The 16,334-nt window shown below is 68.4% G+C and carries 13 protein-coding genes; 2 read left to right on the top strand and 11 right to left on the bottom strand.

All coding sequences use genetic code 11. The annotated features are described in order from the left end of the window. Window positions 1-5 precede the first annotated feature (5 nt). Entirely contained in the window at window positions 6-1,685 is a 1,680-nt protein-coding gene (locus LCF40_RS17745; protein WP_224829526.1) for an acyl-CoA mutase large subunit family protein, read from the bottom strand. 98 nt (window positions 1,686-1,783) lie between these two features. Further along, window positions 1,784-2,377, bottom strand: a complete 594-nt coding sequence (locus tag LCF40_RS17740; protein ID WP_224829525.1) for a GNAT family N-acetyltransferase — start codon at window positions 2,375-2,377, stop codon at window positions 1,784-1,786. 106 nt (window positions 2,378-2,483) lie between these two features. Between LCF40_RS17740 and LCF40_RS17735 the strand changes: the two genes are divergently transcribed. Further along, the gene (locus LCF40_RS17735) at window positions 2,484-4,535 is read left to right on the top strand and encodes an AMP-binding protein (RefSeq protein ID WP_224829524.1); all 2,052 of its coding nucleotides are present in this window, start codon (window positions 2,484-2,486) and stop codon (window positions 4,533-4,535) included. Between the two features lie 165 nt (window positions 4,536-4,700). Further along, window positions 4,701-6,251, top strand: a complete 1,551-nt coding sequence (locus LCF40_RS17730) for an MATE family efflux transporter (RefSeq protein ID WP_224829523.1) — start codon at window positions 4,701-4,703, stop codon at window positions 6,249-6,251. On the opposite strand, the gene LCF40_RS17725 is transcribed toward LCF40_RS17730, so the two are convergent. The 9 genes from LCF40_RS17725 to LCF40_RS17685 all read right to left on the bottom strand — a co-directional run bounded on the left by LCF40_RS17725 (window position 6,217) and on the right by LCF40_RS17685 (window position 16,294). Then, on the bottom strand, window positions 6,217-6,966 hold the full coding sequence (locus LCF40_RS17725) for a hypothetical protein (RefSeq protein ID WP_224829522.1): 750 nt from the start codon (window positions 6,964-6,966) through the stop codon (window positions 6,217-6,219). The genes LCF40_RS17730 and LCF40_RS17725 overlap by 35 nt on opposite strands. Before the next feature lie 50 nt (window positions 6,967-7,016). Continuing rightward, on the bottom strand, window positions 7,017-7,607 hold the full coding sequence (locus LCF40_RS17720; protein WP_224829521.1) for a DJ-1/PfpI family protein: 591 nt from the start codon (window positions 7,605-7,607) through the stop codon (window positions 7,017-7,019). Window positions 7,608-7,664: 57 nt separating this feature from the next. Then, window positions 7,665-8,846 carry a molecular chaperone DnaJ gene (gene dnaJ / locus LCF40_RS17715; protein ID WP_224829520.1) on the bottom strand — a complete coding sequence of 394 codons (1,182 nt, stop codon included), beginning with the start codon at window positions 8,844-8,846 and terminating at the stop codon, window positions 7,665-7,667. Between the two features lie 61 nt (window positions 8,847-8,907). Beyond that, complete coding sequence (locus LCF40_RS17710) at window positions 8,908-9,993, bottom strand: alanine racemase (protein ID WP_224829519.1); 1,086 nt, start codon at window positions 9,991-9,993, stop codon at window positions 8,908-8,910. A 4-nt stretch (window positions 9,994-9,997) separates the two neighbouring features. Next, window positions 9,998-11,212, bottom strand: coding sequence for a M20 family metallopeptidase (locus LCF40_RS17705; protein WP_224829518.1), 1,215 nt, complete (start codon window positions 11,210-11,212; stop codon window positions 9,998-10,000). A gap of 5 nt (window positions 11,213-11,217) precedes the next feature. Next, window positions 11,218-12,636, bottom strand: coding sequence for an APC family permease (locus tag LCF40_RS17700; RefSeq protein WP_114575414.1), 1,419 nt, complete (start codon window positions 12,634-12,636; stop codon window positions 11,218-11,220). Window positions 12,637-12,695: 59 nt separating this feature from the next. Further along, window positions 12,696-13,433: a helix-turn-helix domain-containing protein gene (locus tag LCF40_RS23470; RefSeq protein ID WP_224829517.1), complete on the bottom strand. Its 738-nt coding sequence runs from the start codon at window positions 13,431-13,433 to the stop codon at window positions 12,696-12,698. A gap of 119 nt (window positions 13,434-13,552) precedes the next feature. Next, window positions 13,553-15,505, bottom strand: coding sequence for a molecular chaperone DnaK (dnaK, locus tag LCF40_RS17690; protein WP_224829516.1), 1,953 nt, complete (start codon window positions 15,503-15,505; stop codon window positions 13,553-13,555). Between the two features lie 108 nt (window positions 15,506-15,613). Further along, the gene (locus tag LCF40_RS17685; protein ID WP_224829515.1) at window positions 15,614-16,294 is read right to left on the bottom strand and encodes a nucleotide exchange factor GrpE; all 681 of its coding nucleotides are present in this window, start codon (window positions 16,292-16,294) and stop codon (window positions 15,614-15,616) included. Window positions 16,295-16,334: the final 40 nt, after the last annotated feature.

Raw genomic sequence — 16,334 nt, 5'->3', positions numbered from 1 at the left:
GGCGCCTACACGGCGTCGGGCTGGTACTCCCCGAACTCCCCGCGGAGAACGTCACAGATCTCCCCGACCGTCGCGTACGCCTTCACCGCGGCGACGATCGGGGGCATCAGGTTCGCCCCGCCCGCCGCCGCGTCGGCGAGGTCGGCGAGGCGGGCCTCGACGGCCTCCCCGTCGCGGTCCTCGCGGACGGACTCGAGGCGCTCTCGCTGGCGGCGCTGGTCCTCCGCGGTGACCTCCTCGACGTCCATCTCCGACTCCTCGTCGACCTCGAACTCGTTGACGCCGACGATGATCCGCTCGCCCTCGTCGATCTCGCGCTGGCGGTCGAAGGCGGTGTCCTGGATCCGCCGTTTGACCCAGCCGCTCTCGACGGCCGGGAGCATCCCGCCCCGGTCCTCGACGTTCTCTAAGATCCCGTAGGCCTCCGCCTCGAGTTCGTCGGTGAGGCTCTCGACGTAGTAGCTGCCGGCCAGCGGGTCGATCGTGTCCGCGGCGCCGGACTCGTGGGCGAGGATCTGCTGGGTCCGCAGCGCGGTTCGAACGGACTTCTCGGTCGGCAGCGAGAGGGCCTCGTCTTTCCCGTTCGTGTGGAGGCTCTGGGTTCCCCCCAGAACCGCGGCCAGCGCCTGGTAAGCCACTCGAACGACGTTGTTCTCGATCTGCTGGGCGGTGAGCATCGAGCCGGCGGTCTGGGTGTGGAACTTCAGTTGCGTGGATTTCGGATCCCGGGGGTCGAAGTGTTCCTCGACGATGTCGTGCCACATCCGGCGGGCGGCACGGAACTTCGCGACCTCCTCGAAGATGTCGTTGTGGGCGTTGAAGAAAAAGGAGAGCTGGGGTGCGAAGTCGTCGACGTCCAGTCCCGCCTCGACGGCCTGCTCGACGTACTCGATCCCGTTGCCCAGCGTGAAGGCGAGTTCCTGGGCCGCGGTCGAACCGGCCTCCCGGACGTGATAGCCCGAGATCGAGATGGTGTTGAAGTTCGGGACCTCGGCGGCACAGAACTCGAAGACGTCGGTGATGATCCGCATCGAGGGCCCCGGCGGGTAGATGTAGGTGTTCCGGGCGATGTACTCCTTCAGAATGTCGTTCTGGATCGTCCCCCGCAACTCCTCGCGGGGGACGCCCTGCTCGTCGCCGACGGCGACGTACATCGCCAGCAGGACCGAGGCGGGCGCGTTGATCGTCATGCTCGTCGAGACCGAGTCCAGGGGAATCTCCTCGAAGACGGTCTCCATGTCCGCCAGCGAGTCGATCGCGACGCCCGCCTTCCCGACCTCGCCCTCGGCCAACCCGGCGTCGGAGTCGTACCCCATCTGGGTCGGGAGGTCGAACGCCATCGAGAGCCCGGTCTGGCCCTCGTCGAGCAGGTAGTGAAACCGCTCGTTGGTGTCTTCCGGCGTCGAGAACCCGGCGTACTGGCGCATCGTCCACAGCCGCCCCCGGTAGCCGGTGGCGTACACGCCGCGGGTGTACGGCTCCTCGCCGGGAAACCCCAGATCCTCGCCGTAGTCGAGGTCTGCGACGTCCTCGGGGGTGTAGAGCCGGTCGACCTCCTGGCCGCCAGTATCCGTCCGGAAGCTGTCCCGGCGCTCGCCGAAGCGCTCGAGGAGGGGCTCGACCGTCTCGGCCTCCCACTCCTCGCGGCCCTCGCGGATCTCCGCCAGGTCGTCGGCGTCGAACATACCGAACGTGTTCGCCGGCGCGGGGCTTCAAGGTTGAGAAACGGACCCGGAAGCCCGGGAGCCGGCCGCCGACCGGGAGGAACTGCCTCGCGAGAGTTTCACCGACCGGTGTCGTACTTGTAGGTCGCCGTGTCGGGATCGATCCCGAAGTCCTCGGGGGTCTCCTCGCTTCCCTCCTCTTCTCCGTCCTGCTCGCTCGCGTCCTTGAACGCCTCACGGAGCCGCTCGGGCATCCGGAACGTGGCGGGGTCGATCCGCAGCGGCACCGCCTCGGGATCCGAGCGGTCGCGTTTCTCGTCGAGGCGCTCGTCTACGGCCGCCGGTAGCTCCGACCGATCGATCCGTCGGAAGCCCAGCCGTTCGAGATAGTCGGCCTCGCCGGTCAGCGCGTACACCGCGTCGAACCCGTCGTCGGCTGCGTACTCGAGCAGGCGTTCGACGACGTGGGCGCCGACGCCCTGGCCGCGCCAACTCGAGAGGACGCCGATGCTCGTCAGCTCGCAGGCGTCGTCGCCGTCGTCGGTCGCCTCCGTGTGGACGCGGATCCGGCCGAACCCGGCCTTCTCGCCGGACTCCTCGTCGATGGCGACGACGTAGTCCCTGGAGCGAAAGGCGGTGTCGTCGAGGCCCATTCCCTCGATGTGGTCCAGAAGCCAGACCTCCTCCCGGTTTTTCGCGTCCCGTACGTACATGGTCGGCGGTAGAACCTCGCCGCCAAAAGCGTTTGTGGGCCGGCGCGAGGCGTGGAATTTATCGGGGCAAGCTACTTCCCCCGAGGTGAGAATTCGTGATATACGGATGCCAGACGACACCGCCGACATCGTCCACCGGCCCTCCCGGGAGTTCGCCGAGTCGACGAACGTCGCCGCGTTCATGGAGACCTACGGGATCGACGACTACGACGACCTGATCGAGCGGACCTGCGCGGTCGATGCGGAGGGCGAGGCCGGAATCGACTGGTTCTGGGACGAACTCGTCGAGTATCTGGGCATCGAGTTCTACGAGGAGTACGACGCCGTCCGGGACGACAGCGGGGCGCGACGCGCCCCGGAGGACGCGAACGGCGACGCCGTGAGCCGCGGGGGCCCACAGTTCACCGACTGGTACCCCGGCGGAAAGCTCAACGTCGCCCACAACACCGTCGATCGCCACGCCGAGGTCGGAAACCCGGCGAGAAACCGGGTCGCGACGATCTGGGAGGGCGAGGACGGCGCGGTCCGGGAAACGACCTACCACGAACTCCACCGCGAGGCGAACCGGGTGGCGAACGCCTTAGAGGAACGCGGGATCGAGACGGGCGACACCGTCGGACTCTACATGCCGATGGTGCCGGAGGTCGTCTCGATCCTCTATGGCTGTCTGAAGGTCGGTGCGATCGCGGTACCGATCTTCTCGGGCTTCGGCGTCGATGCCACGGCGACCCGGATCGCCGACGCGGAGTGCTCGGTCCTCTTTACGGGCGACGGCTTCTACCGCCGGGGCGATCCGGTCTATCTGAAGGGCGCGGCCGACGGCGCGATCGAGCAGGCGGGCCACGTCGAGCACACGATCGTCTTCGACAGGCTCGGATCCAAAGACGACGATCGAGACCAGATCCCCTGGACCGACGAACGCGATGAGTGGTGGGCGGAGACCGTCGGCGCCGCCGCCGACGCTTACGACACCAAATCGCTCCCCTCCGACCAGGAGTCGATGTTGCTCTACTCCTCGGGGACGACGGGTACACCGAAGGGAATTGTTCACACCCACGCCGGGGTCGGGACCCAGTGTCCCAAGGAACTCCACTTCGGCTTCGATCTCAAGCCCGCCGATCGCTTCTTCTGGGTCTCGGATATCGGCTGGATGATGGGGCCCTGGACACTGATCGGGGTCCACAGCTTCGGCGGGACGGTGTTCATGTACGAGGGCGCGCCCGACCACCCCGGGCCCGACCGGTTCTGGGAGATGATCGACCGCCACGGGATCACCCAGTTCGGGATCTCGCCGACGGCGGTCCGCGCGCTCCGCAAACACGGCACCGAACCCCTGGAGGGCCACGATCTCTCCTCGCTGCGGATCCTGGGTTCGACGGGCGAACCCTGGGACGCAGAAAGCTGGCAGTGGTTCTACGAACACGTCGGGGGAAGCGAGGCGCCGATCATCAACATCTCCGGGGGGACCGAGATCTGTGGCTGTTTCCTGATGCCGATGCCGAACCAGCCGCTGAAGCCCTGCACGCTCGGCGGGCCCGGGCTGGGGATGGCGACCGACGTTGTCGACTCCGCAGGCGAGAGCGTGGCCGACGAGGGCGAGCGGGGCTTTCTCGTCGCTCGGGACTCCTGTCCCTCGATGACCAAATCCCTGTGGTCGGGCGACGAGCGCTATATAGAGGAGTACTGGTCTACGTTCGAGGACCCGCCGCTGTGGGACCACGGCGACTGGGCCCAGGTCGATTCGGACGGGTTCTGGTTCCTCCACGGTCGGGCCGACGACGCGCTCAACGTCGCCGGCCGCAAGGTCGGCCCCGCCGAAGTCGAGGGCGCACTGATCGACCACCCCGCGGTGAATCAGGCCGCCGCCGTCGGCGTCCCCGACGAGACGACGGGGACCGCCGTCGTCGCCTACGTCATCACCGAGGCGGGAGTCGAAGAAAGCGACGACCTCCGGGAGGAACTACGCGCACAGGTCGCCGGTGCGCTCGGCAAACCGTTCCGGCCCCGCGAGGTCCTGTTCGTCACGGAGTTCCCCAAGACCCAGAGCGGCAAGATCGTCCGCCGGGCGATCGGGGCGACCTACACCGGCTCCGACCCCGGCGACATGAGCAGCATCGAGAACCCCGAGTCCCTGGACGACCTCCGGGAGGCACGCTGACCGGGCGGTCGGTGCCGGAACCGAAACCCCTACCCGCGAACTCGCCGTCCGGACGACAATGGTCCAGACGCTCCGAGAGGACCGCCGCGAGCGGACGACGACGCCGGCAGTCGCTCGCGGTCGCCAGGCCGCCCCCTGGGGCGCGACCGGACCGGAGGGACGTTCGTGAGCCGTCCCGGGAGCGACCGGTCGGTAAACGTCATCGACGGCGGTCTCGTTCGGCCGCTGGTCGTCCTCTCGGTTCCGATCGTGCTGACGAACCTGCTCCACGTCGGCTACAACCTCGCAGACACGTTCTGGGTCGGCCGGCTCGGCCAGGAAGGGGTCTCGGCGCTCTCCTACGCCTGGGCGATCGTCTTCCTGATCATCAGCTTCGCGATCGGCTTTACCGTCGCGGGCACCGTCCTCGTCGCCCAGAACAAGGGTGCCGGCAACGTCGATCGCGTCGCCGGCGTTGCGGGGCAGACGGTCACCTTCACCCTGCTCGCCACCGGAGTCGTCGGCGGCGTCGGCTACCTGTTCGCGCCCCAACTGCTCCAGCTGATCGGCGCCGATCCGGGTTCTCTGGAATACCGCTACGCCCTCGAGTACGTCCGGATGGAGTTCCTGGGGATGCCCTTCGTCTTCGCGTTCTTCATTTTCCAGTCGCTGCTCCAGGGCTGGGGCGACACCCGCACGCCGCTCTATCTGATGGCCGCGAGCGTCGGGATCAACGTCGTCATCGACCCCTTCTTCATCCTCGGCTTCGAGAACAACCCGGTCTTCGCTTGGGTCGGCGCGGAGAGCCTCGAAGCCGCCCTCTTCGCGACGACCGGCTTCGACGGCCTCGACGTGATGGGTGCGGCGATCGCGACCATCATCTCGCGGGCGCTGATCGCCGCGGTCGGCCTCTGGCTTCTGCTCTCCGGGCGCGTCGGGATCGAGCTTCGACCCTCCGACTTCCTGCTCGAGCGCGAGACGGTGAAAAAGATCGTTTCGATCGGTGCGCCCGCGAGCGTCGAGGTCAGCACGAAGGCCGCGAGCGTCACCGTCCTGACCGCGCTCGTCGCCCTCGTCGGCGCGGAGGCCGTCGCGGCCTACGGGATCGGGACCCGGGTGACCTCGATGGTCGTCCTTCCTGCCCTGGGACTGGCCCGTGGCGTCGAGACCGTCGTCGGTCAGAACCTCGGGGCCGGTCAGGTCGAGCGGGCCAAACGCGGCGTCTACACCGGGGTCGCGATCATCGCGGGCTCGCTCGCGCTCTTCTCGGCGTTCGTCTACACCTTCTCGACGCCGATCATCGCGGTCTTCGTCACCGGCAGCGGCGCCGACGTCGTGACCGCGATCGGCGCCGACTACCTCCGGATCGTCAGCCTCTCCTACGTCTTTTTGGGGGTCTTCTACATCGTCCAGGGAGGGTTCCGGGGCAGCGGAAGCACCCGCGTCGCGATGGCGTTCGCGATCGTCGGCTTCATCGTCTTTCGGGCGACGTTCGCCTACGCGCTCGCCGAACCCTTGGAATTGGGCGCCACCGGCATCTGGTACGGCGAGGCGATCTCCAACGTCTGCATGGTCGTCCTCGCCGGCGCCTACTTCCTCCGGGGGACCTGGACCGAGGGCGTCGTCGATGCCGACCGCGGGCCCGGCGGTCCCAACGAGGGTTCCGACCTCGAACCCGCAAGCGGTGCGGGCGGCGCCGGACCTACCGACAGTACGGATTCCCTCGAGAACCGCTGAGCCACGAGTCGAGTTCGATTCTCGAGAGCGAAACCCGATCCGGCCCATCCTCGTCGTCTCCACCACCGATCGCGACGTCGGCCTCGCCGTCGAGGACGACCGTTCCCCCCGCCACGAGCGGCGCGAGAACGCCTGCCGCGAACGCGCGGGGATCGGCGAACCCGCCGGCCGGGCGGACCCGCGTCCCCTCTCCGAACTCGTGTTCGGCGGCGACCGCGTGGGCCGTCTCGAACAGGTCGCGGTGGCTGTAGGTCGCCCCGCCGTCGGCCACCATGGGGGTGTCGGGGTCGAGATCGACGGGGGGAAACGAGGGGTTCTCGCTCCAGAGGCCGGCCTCGAGGTCGTGGACCGCGGGGTCGTCGGCCTCGCCGCCGTAACCGACCCGCTGGGCGCCCCGTGGAAGGTCGTACTCCTCAAGAGTGGCGACGGGCGCGACCAGGGCCCGGACCTCCTCGCCGAGTTTTTCCGGAGGGGCGAACCGCACGGTGCTCGAGAGCAGCGCGGTCCCGAACCCCGCGAGCAGGGCGATGGGGCCGTCGCCGACGACGCCGACGCTCACTCCCTCGCGGACGCCGGAGTGCCGGAGGAAGTTCCCCGCCTTCCACGTCGAGGTGAACAGCCAGTCGTAGTCGTAGGTCCGGCCCTCGCGATCGACGAGCGCGGGCGCCTCGCTCCGGCGCTCGCGGACGAACAGCTCTCCGGCCGTCTCGGTCATGGAGGGAGCTTCCGACGCGGCGAGCAAAAGGCCGCCGGTCGAACGGGAGGTCAGTCGGCCGCGACCGGCGCCTCGGATTCGAGGTCGGTTCCGAGCACCTCGAGGAACGAGGCGAGCCAGGCGGGGTGGTCGGGCCAGGCCTGGCCGGTCACCAGGTTACCGTCGCGGGTGACCTCGTCGCGCCACTCGCCGCCGGCGCCGACGACGTCGGCCTCGAGAGCGGGGTAGGCCGTACACGCCCGGCCGTCGATGACGTCCGCGGCCGCGAGGATCTGGGCGCCGTGACAGAGCGCCGCGACCGGCTTGTCCGCCTCGAAGAAGTGCCGGACGATCTCGAGTACCTCGTCGTAGGTCCGCAGGTACTCGGGCGCCCGTCCGCCGGGGACCACGAGCGCGTCGTAGTCGGCGGGGTCGACCGCCTCGAAGTCGTGGTTCAACTCGAAGTCATGGCCGGGCTTCTCGGTGTAGGTCTGGTCGCCCTCGAAGTCGTGTATCGCCGTCGGGCAGACGTCGCCCGCGGCCTTCTCGGGACAGACCGCGTGGACCTCGTGGCCAACCATCTGGAGGGCCTGGAACGGCACCATGATCTCGTAGTCCTCGACGAAGTCACCCGCGAGCAGCAGGATACGCTTGGCAGTCATGAGTTTGTAAACACCCACCACGGAAGACGGGGCGAGCGATAATAAAGGGGACGGGGGTCAGAAGGACCGCTTGATCTTCTCGAAGAAGCCCTCGTTGACGTCGATCTCCTCGCCGCCGGCCTCGGCGAAGTTCTCGAGAGCCTCGCGCTGTTCGGCGTTCATCGAGTCGGGGGTGACGATCTGGACCTGGACGTAGAGGTCGCCCTCGCCCCGGCGCTGGAGGCGGGGCATCCCCTTGCCCTGTAACCGGAAGGTCTCGCCGCTCTGGGTCGCCTCGGGGATCTCGAACTCGACGTCGCCCTCGAGGGTGGGGACCTGGACCGTGTCGCCGAAGGTCGCCTGCGGGAAGGAGACGGGCATCCGGTAGCGTAGGTCGTCGCCCTCGCGCTCGAACTCGTCGTGTTCGCGGACCGAGACGTCGATCAGGAGATCCCCACGAGGACCGCCCTCGGGGCTCGGCGCGCCCTCGCGGTCCATCCTGAGAGTCTGGCCGTCGCGGATCCCCTCGGGGACCTCGACCGAAAGGGTCGCCTCGCCCTGGACGTAGCCCTCGCCGCGACACTCCCCGCAGGTCTCGCTGTAGAGGCTTCCCTCGCCGTCACACCGGGGACAGGCCGTCGTCTGCTGGACCCGACCCAGGGGCGTCTGCTGGACCTGCGTGACTTGGCCCTGGCCCTGACACTCCGGGCAGGTCTGGACGTCGGCACTGGGGGGGTGGCCGCTCCCGCCACAGTCGGGACACTCCTCGGGCCGAGCGATGGAGAACTCCTTTTCGGCCCCCGCGTACGCCTCCTCGAGGTCGATCTCGAGGCCGGTCCGGAGGTCCTGGCCCTTCTGGGGGCGGCTTCGCCCCCGTCCGCGCCCGCCACCGCCGCCGCCGAAGACCTGCTCGAAGATGTCCCCGAGGCCGCCGCCCATCCCGCCGGCGCCACCGCCCATCCCGCCGAAGGGGTCCCCGCCCATCCCGCCACCGCCGGCGCCGCCGGCGTCGCCGGCGTCGTAGCCGTGTTTCTCGGCCTGCTGGTAGCGGTCGTGGCCCATCCGGTCGTAGGCCTCCCGCTTCTCGTCGTCGGTCAGGACCTGTTTGGCCTTCTGGATCTTCTTGAACTTCTCCTCTGCGTCGGGGTCGTCGCTGACGTCGGGATGGTACTCCGTGGCCTTCTCCCGGTAGGCCTGCTTGATCTCGTCGGCGGAGGCGTTCGACCCCACGCCGAGCACATCGTAGAAGTCCTCGCTCATTAGTTGTCCACCGATAATCCGTTGAGCCACTTGAAACGCCCGCTCGACGCCCGGCGGCCCGTTATCCGACCGCAACCGCGACGGACGGCGCGGCCGCGGCACGCGCGAGCGCGGCGTATCCCGGCCGAAAGGCGAGCGTATCGCCGACCTCGACCGATCCCGCGTCGGCGACGTCCACCACCGTGTGATCGCTGCTCGCCCCGATCACCTCGACGCCCTCCCGGAGCGGGGTAAGCTCTCCGATCGCACAGTCCAGGCGCCCAAGCGCGAGGATCGCCCGTCGTCGAACCCCGCGGTCCGCGAACGCGGGCTCCTGACCGAACGCGTCACGGCTCCGCTCTCCCTCCGGGAGGGAGGGCTTTCGCTTGCACTCGATGACCTCCGCGACCAGTTCGATCGCATCGGTCTCGAGCCCCGGAATCGCCTCGCCGGTGACCGGATCGGTCCCGAGCAGGATCCCCTCGCCGACTCGAAGCTGTGTCACCTGCCCGGGCAGGTCGCCCTCGAAAGCAAGCCCGAGCGCGTTCGTGCTCCCGCCAGAGACGACCGCCAGGCGCCGGCCGAGGCGCTCCTCCGCTCGCTCGACGAGTTCGACCAGTCGCCCGACGTTCTCCCGCGTCGGGACGACGCCACCGAACGAGCCGACGTGGGTCGCTAGCCCCGAGACCTCGACCCCCGGGAGGTCGATTGCGGCCTCGAGAAGTTCGTCGAACTCCTCGGGCAGAACGCCCTCCCGGCGGTCGCCGACGTCAATCGCCACCAGTACCCGGTGGACGACCTCCCTGTCGGTCGAAATCGCCGAGAGCGCTCTCAGGGTCGCGGCCTCGGACTCCATCGACCACGTCGCGTTCTCGACCACCGCCGAGCACTCGGTGCCCATCGGCGCCCGGAGCAAGAGGAGGTCACACTGGAGGGCCTCGCGGAGCCCCACGACATTCGCTACCCGGGAGTCGGCGATCCCGGCGGCGCCGCCGGCCAGCATCGCACGCGCGACCCGGGGATCGCCACAGACCCCTTTCGTCACGCCGACGACGTCGGGATCGACCCGATCGACGATCCGTGCGGCGTTTCGCTCGATGGCTCCCGAATCGATTCCCAGGACTGGGAACTCCGCCTCTCCGCTTCCCTCGAGGGCCACGGGAGCCACGGCCTCACCCCAGGTACGACCGCGCGGCTTCGACGATGATCTCGGCGACCTCGATCACGTCGTCGGTGTAGACGAACTCGCCGGTGCCGTGGATGTTCTCGCCGTCGGGGCCGAGGATCACGGTCGGAAGCTCCGCGCGGTGGCCGAAGTAGTTGAAGTCGCCGACGCTCGAGAAGTAGCTGATCGCCGGCTCGACACCCGCGACGGATTCGGTCGCCGAGGCGAGCGACGCCACGAGGGGATGGTCCTCGTCGGTGACGTACGGTCCGTAGCGCATGTCCTCTTCGGGGGCCTCCCGGAAGCCGACATCGACCTCGCAGTCGAGTTCGAGACCCTCGACGACTCGCTCTGCGTCGGCCAGCACGCTCTCCGCGTCCTCGCCGACGACGACGTGGCGATCGACCAGCAGCCGACAGCGATCGGGGACCGAGAGCGTCTGGCTCCCGCCCTCGATCGAGAGCGGGCAGACCGAGCCGTCGCCGAGTTGCGGATGGGTTCCGACGTCCATTCCCGCGAGCGCCTCGGCCAGCCGGCCGGCGTCCACGACGGCGTTCTTCCCCTTCTCGGGCTGGGAGCCGTGGGCCGCGTGGCCCCGAACGACCAGATCGTAGAGGAATCGCCCGCGGGCGCCGAGGATCAGCGCGGGGTTCTCGATCTCGGACTGGGCGAGGATCGGTCCCGGCTCGGTAACGATCGCCGCGTCGTAGGCGTCGGTGAGCCCCTCCCGGATCATCCGGTCGGCGCCCAGTCCGTAGGGACCTTCCTCGTCGACGACCGCCGAGAGGACGACGTCGCCCCGGAGGTCGGCATCCGCGAGTTCCCGGACGGCGACCATGATCGCCGCGAGCCCGCCTTTCATGTCGCAGGCGCCCTGGCCGTACAGCTTTCCGTCCTCGACCCGGCCCGAGAGCGGGTCCTCCTCCCAGCCCTCGACCAGTTGCACGGTGTCGACGTGGGCGTTCAACAGGAACGTCGGCGCCTCGGGGTCGCTCCCCTCCAGTCTCGCCAGGACGTTTCGCCCCTCGAAGCCGGTGATCTCGGGCTCGCTCACCTCCTGATACTCGGGTTCGAGCCCCGCCTCCTCGAGCCAGTCGTGGACGAACTCGACGATCTCCTCCTCCTCGAAGTAGGGGCTTCGAATCCGGACGAGTTCTTGGAGTAGCTCGATCGTCTCGTCGTGGTCGATCGCCGTCGTCGGGGAATGTGATGGGTCGGACATGGCTCTCAGTCGTCTGCGACGTCGTCGGCGATCGGATCGTCGGCGATCCGCGGGCTGTACTCGTCGGTCGGAACTCCCGGAAGGGTGTCGAGGATGGCGTCGACGTCGGTCTCGGCACGCTGGCCCAGATACCAGTAGATCCCGAAGACGACGAGCCCGATCGCGAGCCAGGGGACGTAGATCGTCATCGACCCCTGGTAGGCCTGCGAGAGCAAGAGAAGACAGCCCCCGAGGCCGAGCACGCCGGGGACGAAGATCCACGCGCCGGGGTCGAACGCGGCCTTCTCTCGCAGGGTCGGCCGGTTGAGATAGAGGTAGATCGCGGTAAAGGAGGTCCCGGCGTAGGCGATCAGGTAGCTGAACGTCGCGATGGCGATCACCTGATCGAGCCCGCCGGTCCAGAAGGTGAGTCCCGAGGAGACCGCAAACAGGGTGAACAGCGACCAGTGGGGCGTCCGCCAGCGCTCGTTGACCTCCGAGAAGCGCGTCGAGAACACCTCGTCCCAGGCCCAGCAGTACGGAAGCTTGATCCCCGCGGCCATTACGGCGTGGACGCTCGAGGCGGTCGCGAGCAACCCGCCGAAGCCGACGACGGCGGTCGCGTTCAGCGGGAGGAACGTCTCGGCGGCCGTCGACAGCGGCCGGTCGGAGTTCGCGAGGACGGTGTAGTCGCCGACGACGCCGTAGATGACCGCCGCGGTCCACATGTAGAGGACGATGAGAATCAGCGTCCCGCCAGCCATCGCCAGGGGCAGGTTCCGCGAGGGGTTCTTGACCTCCGCGCCGATCTCGCCTGCGACGGCGATCCCGATGTAGGCGTAGAAAAGCGGGACGGCGGCCGCGAGCGCGCCGTCGAACCCGCCCGTAAAGAAGGGAGTGTAGTTGCCGGCCTCGACGGTGAAGGTTCCGGGGACCACGAGCACGAGGATCGAGACCATCAGGAGGATGAAGATGGCGTTCTGTGAGATGCTGTACCGGCGGGCGCCGAGCATGTTGACGACGAAGAGGACGGTGATCAGCGCGACCCCCGCAAAGCGGGCGTCGACGGCCGGGTAGAACACCTGGAGGTAGCTGCCGAAGCCGAGTGCGAGCACGGAGACCGCCGCCATGTATCCCAGCCATAGCGACCAGGTCGCGACGAACCCCGCCAGCCGGTTGCGAAACACCCGGGTGATGTAGGAGTACGTCGAGCCCGCGGCCGGAAAGATCGTCGCGAGCCAGCTGTAGTTGATCGCGACCGCCATCGCGATGATCCCCGACAGCGCGATGATCAGGATCACGCTCGGGCCGGTCGTCGAACTCGCCGTCCCGAGCGTGACGAACAGGCCGGCGCCGAGCGTGCCGGCGACGACCGTCGCGATCGCCCCGAACGGCCCGATGTCCCGTGCGAGACTCCGGTCGGACTTCGTATCCGTTCCAGACATGGGTGGCGGTAACATAACGCATGGGGCTGATTAACTCCCCACCCTAGGTACACAGGGGGTCAGCGATCGTGCTCGGGGGAGTCGGGATCGAGAAGCTTGGATTCGGCCTTCCGGAGGTGCTCGAGCAGGGTCGCCTCGGCGATTCCCAGTTCGTCGGCGAGGTCGGCGGCGGCCACCGCCCGGGGCCACCGGTAGTAGTGGCGCCGTCGGGCGAGTTCGAACACCTCCCGCTGACGCTCGGAAAGCCGGTCGGTCCGGAACATTCCAGCCGTGACGCCACCGTGAAGGGTGGTCATCGACTCGACTCCGATCTCGGCGTCCTTCTCCGTGCGGACCTCCTCGAGACGCGCCTCGATCGTCGCGCGGTCCTCGTGGATGACGACGGTCCAGTGTTCGCGCCCGCCGGTGATCCGGACCGGCTCGTCGGGGATGAACCCCCGGGAAACGAGCGCGTCGTTGATGCTGTCGGCGAGGGCGTACTGGACGACCAGCCCCGTGGTGACGGTCTCGGTGCCGGGCGTCTCGACGCCGGTGGCGTACTGGTGGTCGACCTCCCGGACCGAGTCGGTCCGGGAGGAGGCCCGGATGGCCTCGACCAGCGTCTCCAACTCCGCGACCGACCGCCCGTAGGCCGTAAACCGGCAGGTCGCCTTCCCGTCGATCGCATGGACGCCGTGGCCGAGCAATCCGCCGGGCAGCCGTTCGGTGATTTCGAGGGTAAAGCAGTCGGGATGCCAGAGGTCGAGCTGGAGCCGCGATCCCTCGATCCGGTCGCCGGTTCGATACTCGCGTGCCACGATACCGTATCACGTACGGGGGCGACCGTCAAAAGCGTCCCGCACGGCCCCGGCAGCCACTGCTCGGTGGGGGCAGAGAACTTCACGGGAGGCCCGCGTCCTCCGAGGACGTCGAAGAGCTACTCGTCTTCGTCCTCGCTCTCGTCGTCCTCGACGTCCTCGAAGTCGGCATCGACGTACTCCTCGCCCTCGGCGCTTGCGCCCGCTCCGGCAGCGCCGCCCGGACCGGCCGCACCGCCGGGGCCGCCAGCACCGCCCGGACCCGCGCCCGCCGCGCCGCCGGCGGCACCCGCGCCAGCCCCACCGGCGCCGGCCGCACCTTCGGCGCCCGCGGCGTCCTGGTACATCTGCTTGCCGATCTCCTGGAGCTCCGTCGAGAGCTCCTCGGTCGCCTCCTCGATCTCCTCCGTCGAGGCGTCCTCGTCCTCGACGACCTCCTCCAGGTCCTCGATACCCGCTTCGATCTCCTCGCGGAGCTCGTCGTCTACCTCCTCGTTTTCCTCGAGGAGGGTGCGGGCGCGCTGGGCCGTCGCCTCCGCGGAGTTTCGCGCCTCGATGCGTTCGCGGCGCTTCTCGTCTTCCTCTGCGTGTTCCTCAGCTTCCTCCTGGAGCCGGTCGATCTCGTCGTCGGAAAGGCCGGCGCCGCCCTCGATCGTGATCTCCTCGCTCTCGCCGGTGCCCTGGTCTTCGGCGGAGACGTTGACGATCCCGTTCTCGTCGATGTTAAAGGAGACCTCGATCTGGGGCGTGCCCGCCGGCGCGGGGGGGATCCCCGAGAGCATGAATTCGCCGAGCAGTTCGTTCTCCTCGGCGATCTCGCGTTCGCCCTGGAACACCCGGACCTGCACCGACGTCTGGTTGTCCGCCGCGGTGGTGAACACCTTCGACTCTTCGGTCGGAATCGTCGTGTTCTTCTCGATCAGGCGCTCGAAGAGGCCGCCCTTGACCTCGATACCGAGCGAGAGGGGCGTGACGTCGAGCAGGACGATGTCGTCGACGTCGCCGCCGAGGACGCCGCCCTGGATCGCCGCGCCCAGCGCGACGGCCTCGTCGGGGTTGACGTTCTTCTGGGGCTCCTCGCCGACGATCTCCTCGACTTTCTCCTCGACCTGGGGCATCCGGGTCGAGCCGCCGACGAGGAGGACCTCGTCGATGTCGTCGGCGTCGTAGCCCGCGTCCTCGAGGGCCTGCTCGGTCGGGCCGACGGTGCGCTCGATCAGGTCGGCGGTCAGCGACTCGAACTTCGCGCGGGTCAGCGACTTCTCCAAGTGGACCGGGCCCTGGTCGGTCGCGGTGATGAACGGGAGGTTGATCTCCGTCTCCTTTCGGCTCGAGAGTTCGATCTTGGCCTCCTCGGCGGCGTCCTTGAGCCGCTGGAGGGCCTGGCGGTCCTCCCGTAGGTCGAAGCCGTGATCGGACTCGAACTCGTCGGCGAGCCAGTCGATGATCGCGCGGTCCCAGTCGTCGCCGCCGAGGTCGTTGTCCCCGTTCGTCGCGACGACCTCGTAGACGCCGCCACCCAGATCGAGCACCGAGACGTCGAACGTCCCGCCACCGAGGTCGTAGACGAGGACGGTCTGGTCGGAGTCGTCGTCGAGACCGTAGGCCATCGACGCTGCGGTCGGCTCGTTGATGATCCGCTCGACCTCGAAGCCGGCGATCTCGCCGGCGTCCTTCGTCGCCTGGCGCTGGCGGTCCGAGAAGTAGGCGGGGACGGTGATGACGGCCTTCTCGACGTCGTCGCCGAGGTACTCCTCTGCGTCGCGCTTGATCTTCCCGAGGATCATCGCCGAGACCTCCTCGGGGGTGTACTCCTCGCCGTCTACCTCGACCGTGTAGTCGTCCTCGCCCATGTGGCGCTTGATCGAGGCCACGGTCCGCTCGGGGTTCTGGATCGCCTGGTTCTTCGCCGGCTTCCCGACGAGGCGCTCGTCGTCGGTGAAGCCGACGACGGACGGCGTCGTTCGGTCGCCCTCGGAGTTGACGATGATCTCCGGGTCGGCTCCCTCCATCACCGCAAAGGCGCTGTTGGTCGTCCCCAGGTCGATACCGAGGATCTTGGAACTCGTCATTGGGGACGCCTAGTGGGCTCGATCCTTTAAAGGCTACTACACGCGCCGAAGCGACGAGTTCAACTGGCTCGAGTCGGCCGATCCGCGACCGGAACCGATCCCAGAGGCTCAGTCGCCGCCGTCGCCGCTCCCGTCGCTGACGGTCACTTGGGCCTCTCGGATCACCTTCTCGCCCATCTCGTAGCCGGCGGCGAACACCTCGTCGACCGTCCCCTCGGGGCGGTCGCTCTCGACCCGGACCATCACCTGGTGGCGCTGTGGATCGACGTCGCTTCCGGGGTCGGGGTCGATCTCCGCTACGCCCTCGTCCTCCAGCAACCGGTCGAACTCCCTGACGGTCATCTCGACGCCCTCGCGGAGGGCCTCGACGTCGCCGCTTTCCTCCTCCAGGGCCCGCTTTAGGTCGTCTCGCACCCCGACGAGCCGCCCCACGAGGTCCTCGGTCGCGCGCTCCTCGACCTGCTTGCGGCGCTTCTCGGCGCGTTTCTTGTAGTTCTGGAAGTCCGCCTGCTTGCGCTTGAGCTTGCTTTCCAGCTCCTCGATCTCGGCCTCGCGCTCCTCCAGGCGTTCCTGGAGGGAGTCGAGTTCCTCGTCGCGCCGATCGACTCCGATGACCGCCTCGACGTCGGCCGCGAGTTCCTCGTCGTAGTCGGCGGCCCGCTCGACGAGCTCTTCGGGGTCCGACTCCCGGTCGGTCCTCATGCCGGGGTCCCCGCTGGCGCCGGCGGCGTCGCGGGTCTCGTCGGACGGGGCGTCCTCGACGGCGTTCGTCCCCTCGTCGTCGCTCATATCGCCTTCAAGGCCGAGCGGCGACAAAAGGGTTGAGATA

The sequence above is a fragment of the Saliphagus infecundisoli genome, from assembly GCF_020177375.1.
GTDB classification, from domain to species: Archaea; Halobacteriota; Halobacteria; order Halobacteriales; family Natrialbaceae; genus Saliphagus; species Saliphagus infecundisoli.
Note: the sequence above shows the minus strand (reverse complement) of the source record. Positions and strands in the feature narration are given on the sequence as shown.

Bases quoted from the DNA above. Each gene is read 5' to 3' on its own strand.
- LCF40_RS17700 (WP_114575414.1), bottom strand. From the start codon at position 12,636: ATGTCTGGAACGGATACGAAGTCCGACCGGAGTCTCGCACGGGACATC.
- dnaJ (WP_224829520.1), bottom strand. From the start codon at position 8,846: ATGAGCGAGGACTTCTACGATGTGCTCGGCGTGGGGTCGAACGCCTCC.
- LCF40_RS17685 (WP_224829515.1), bottom strand. From the start codon at position 16,294: ATGAGCGACGACGAGGGGACGAACGCCGTCGAGGACGCCCCGTCCGAC.
- LCF40_RS17740 (WP_224829525.1), bottom strand. From the start codon at position 2,377: ATGTACGTACGGGACGCGAAAAACCGGGAGGAGGTCTGGCTTCTGGAC.
- dnaK (WP_224829516.1), bottom strand. From the start codon at position 15,505: ATGACGAGTTCCAAGATCCTCGGTATCGACCTGGGGACGACCAACAGC.
- LCF40_RS17705 (WP_224829518.1), bottom strand. From the start codon at position 11,212: ATGTCCGACCCATCACATTCCCCGACGACGGCGATCGACCACGACGAG.
- LCF40_RS17720 (WP_224829521.1), bottom strand. From the start codon at position 7,607: ATGACTGCCAAGCGTATCCTGCTGCTCGCGGGTGACTTCGTCGAGGAC.
- LCF40_RS17745 (WP_224829526.1), bottom strand. From the start codon at position 1,685: ATGTTCGACGCCGACGACCTGGCGGAGATCCGCGAGGGCCGCGAGGAG.
- LCF40_RS17725 (WP_224829522.1), bottom strand. From the start codon at position 6,966: ATGACCGAGACGGCCGGAGAGCTGTTCGTCCGCGAGCGCCGGAGCGAG.
- LCF40_RS17735 (WP_224829524.1), top strand. From the start codon at position 2,484: ATGCCAGACGACACCGCCGACATCGTCCACCGGCCCTCCCGGGAGTTC.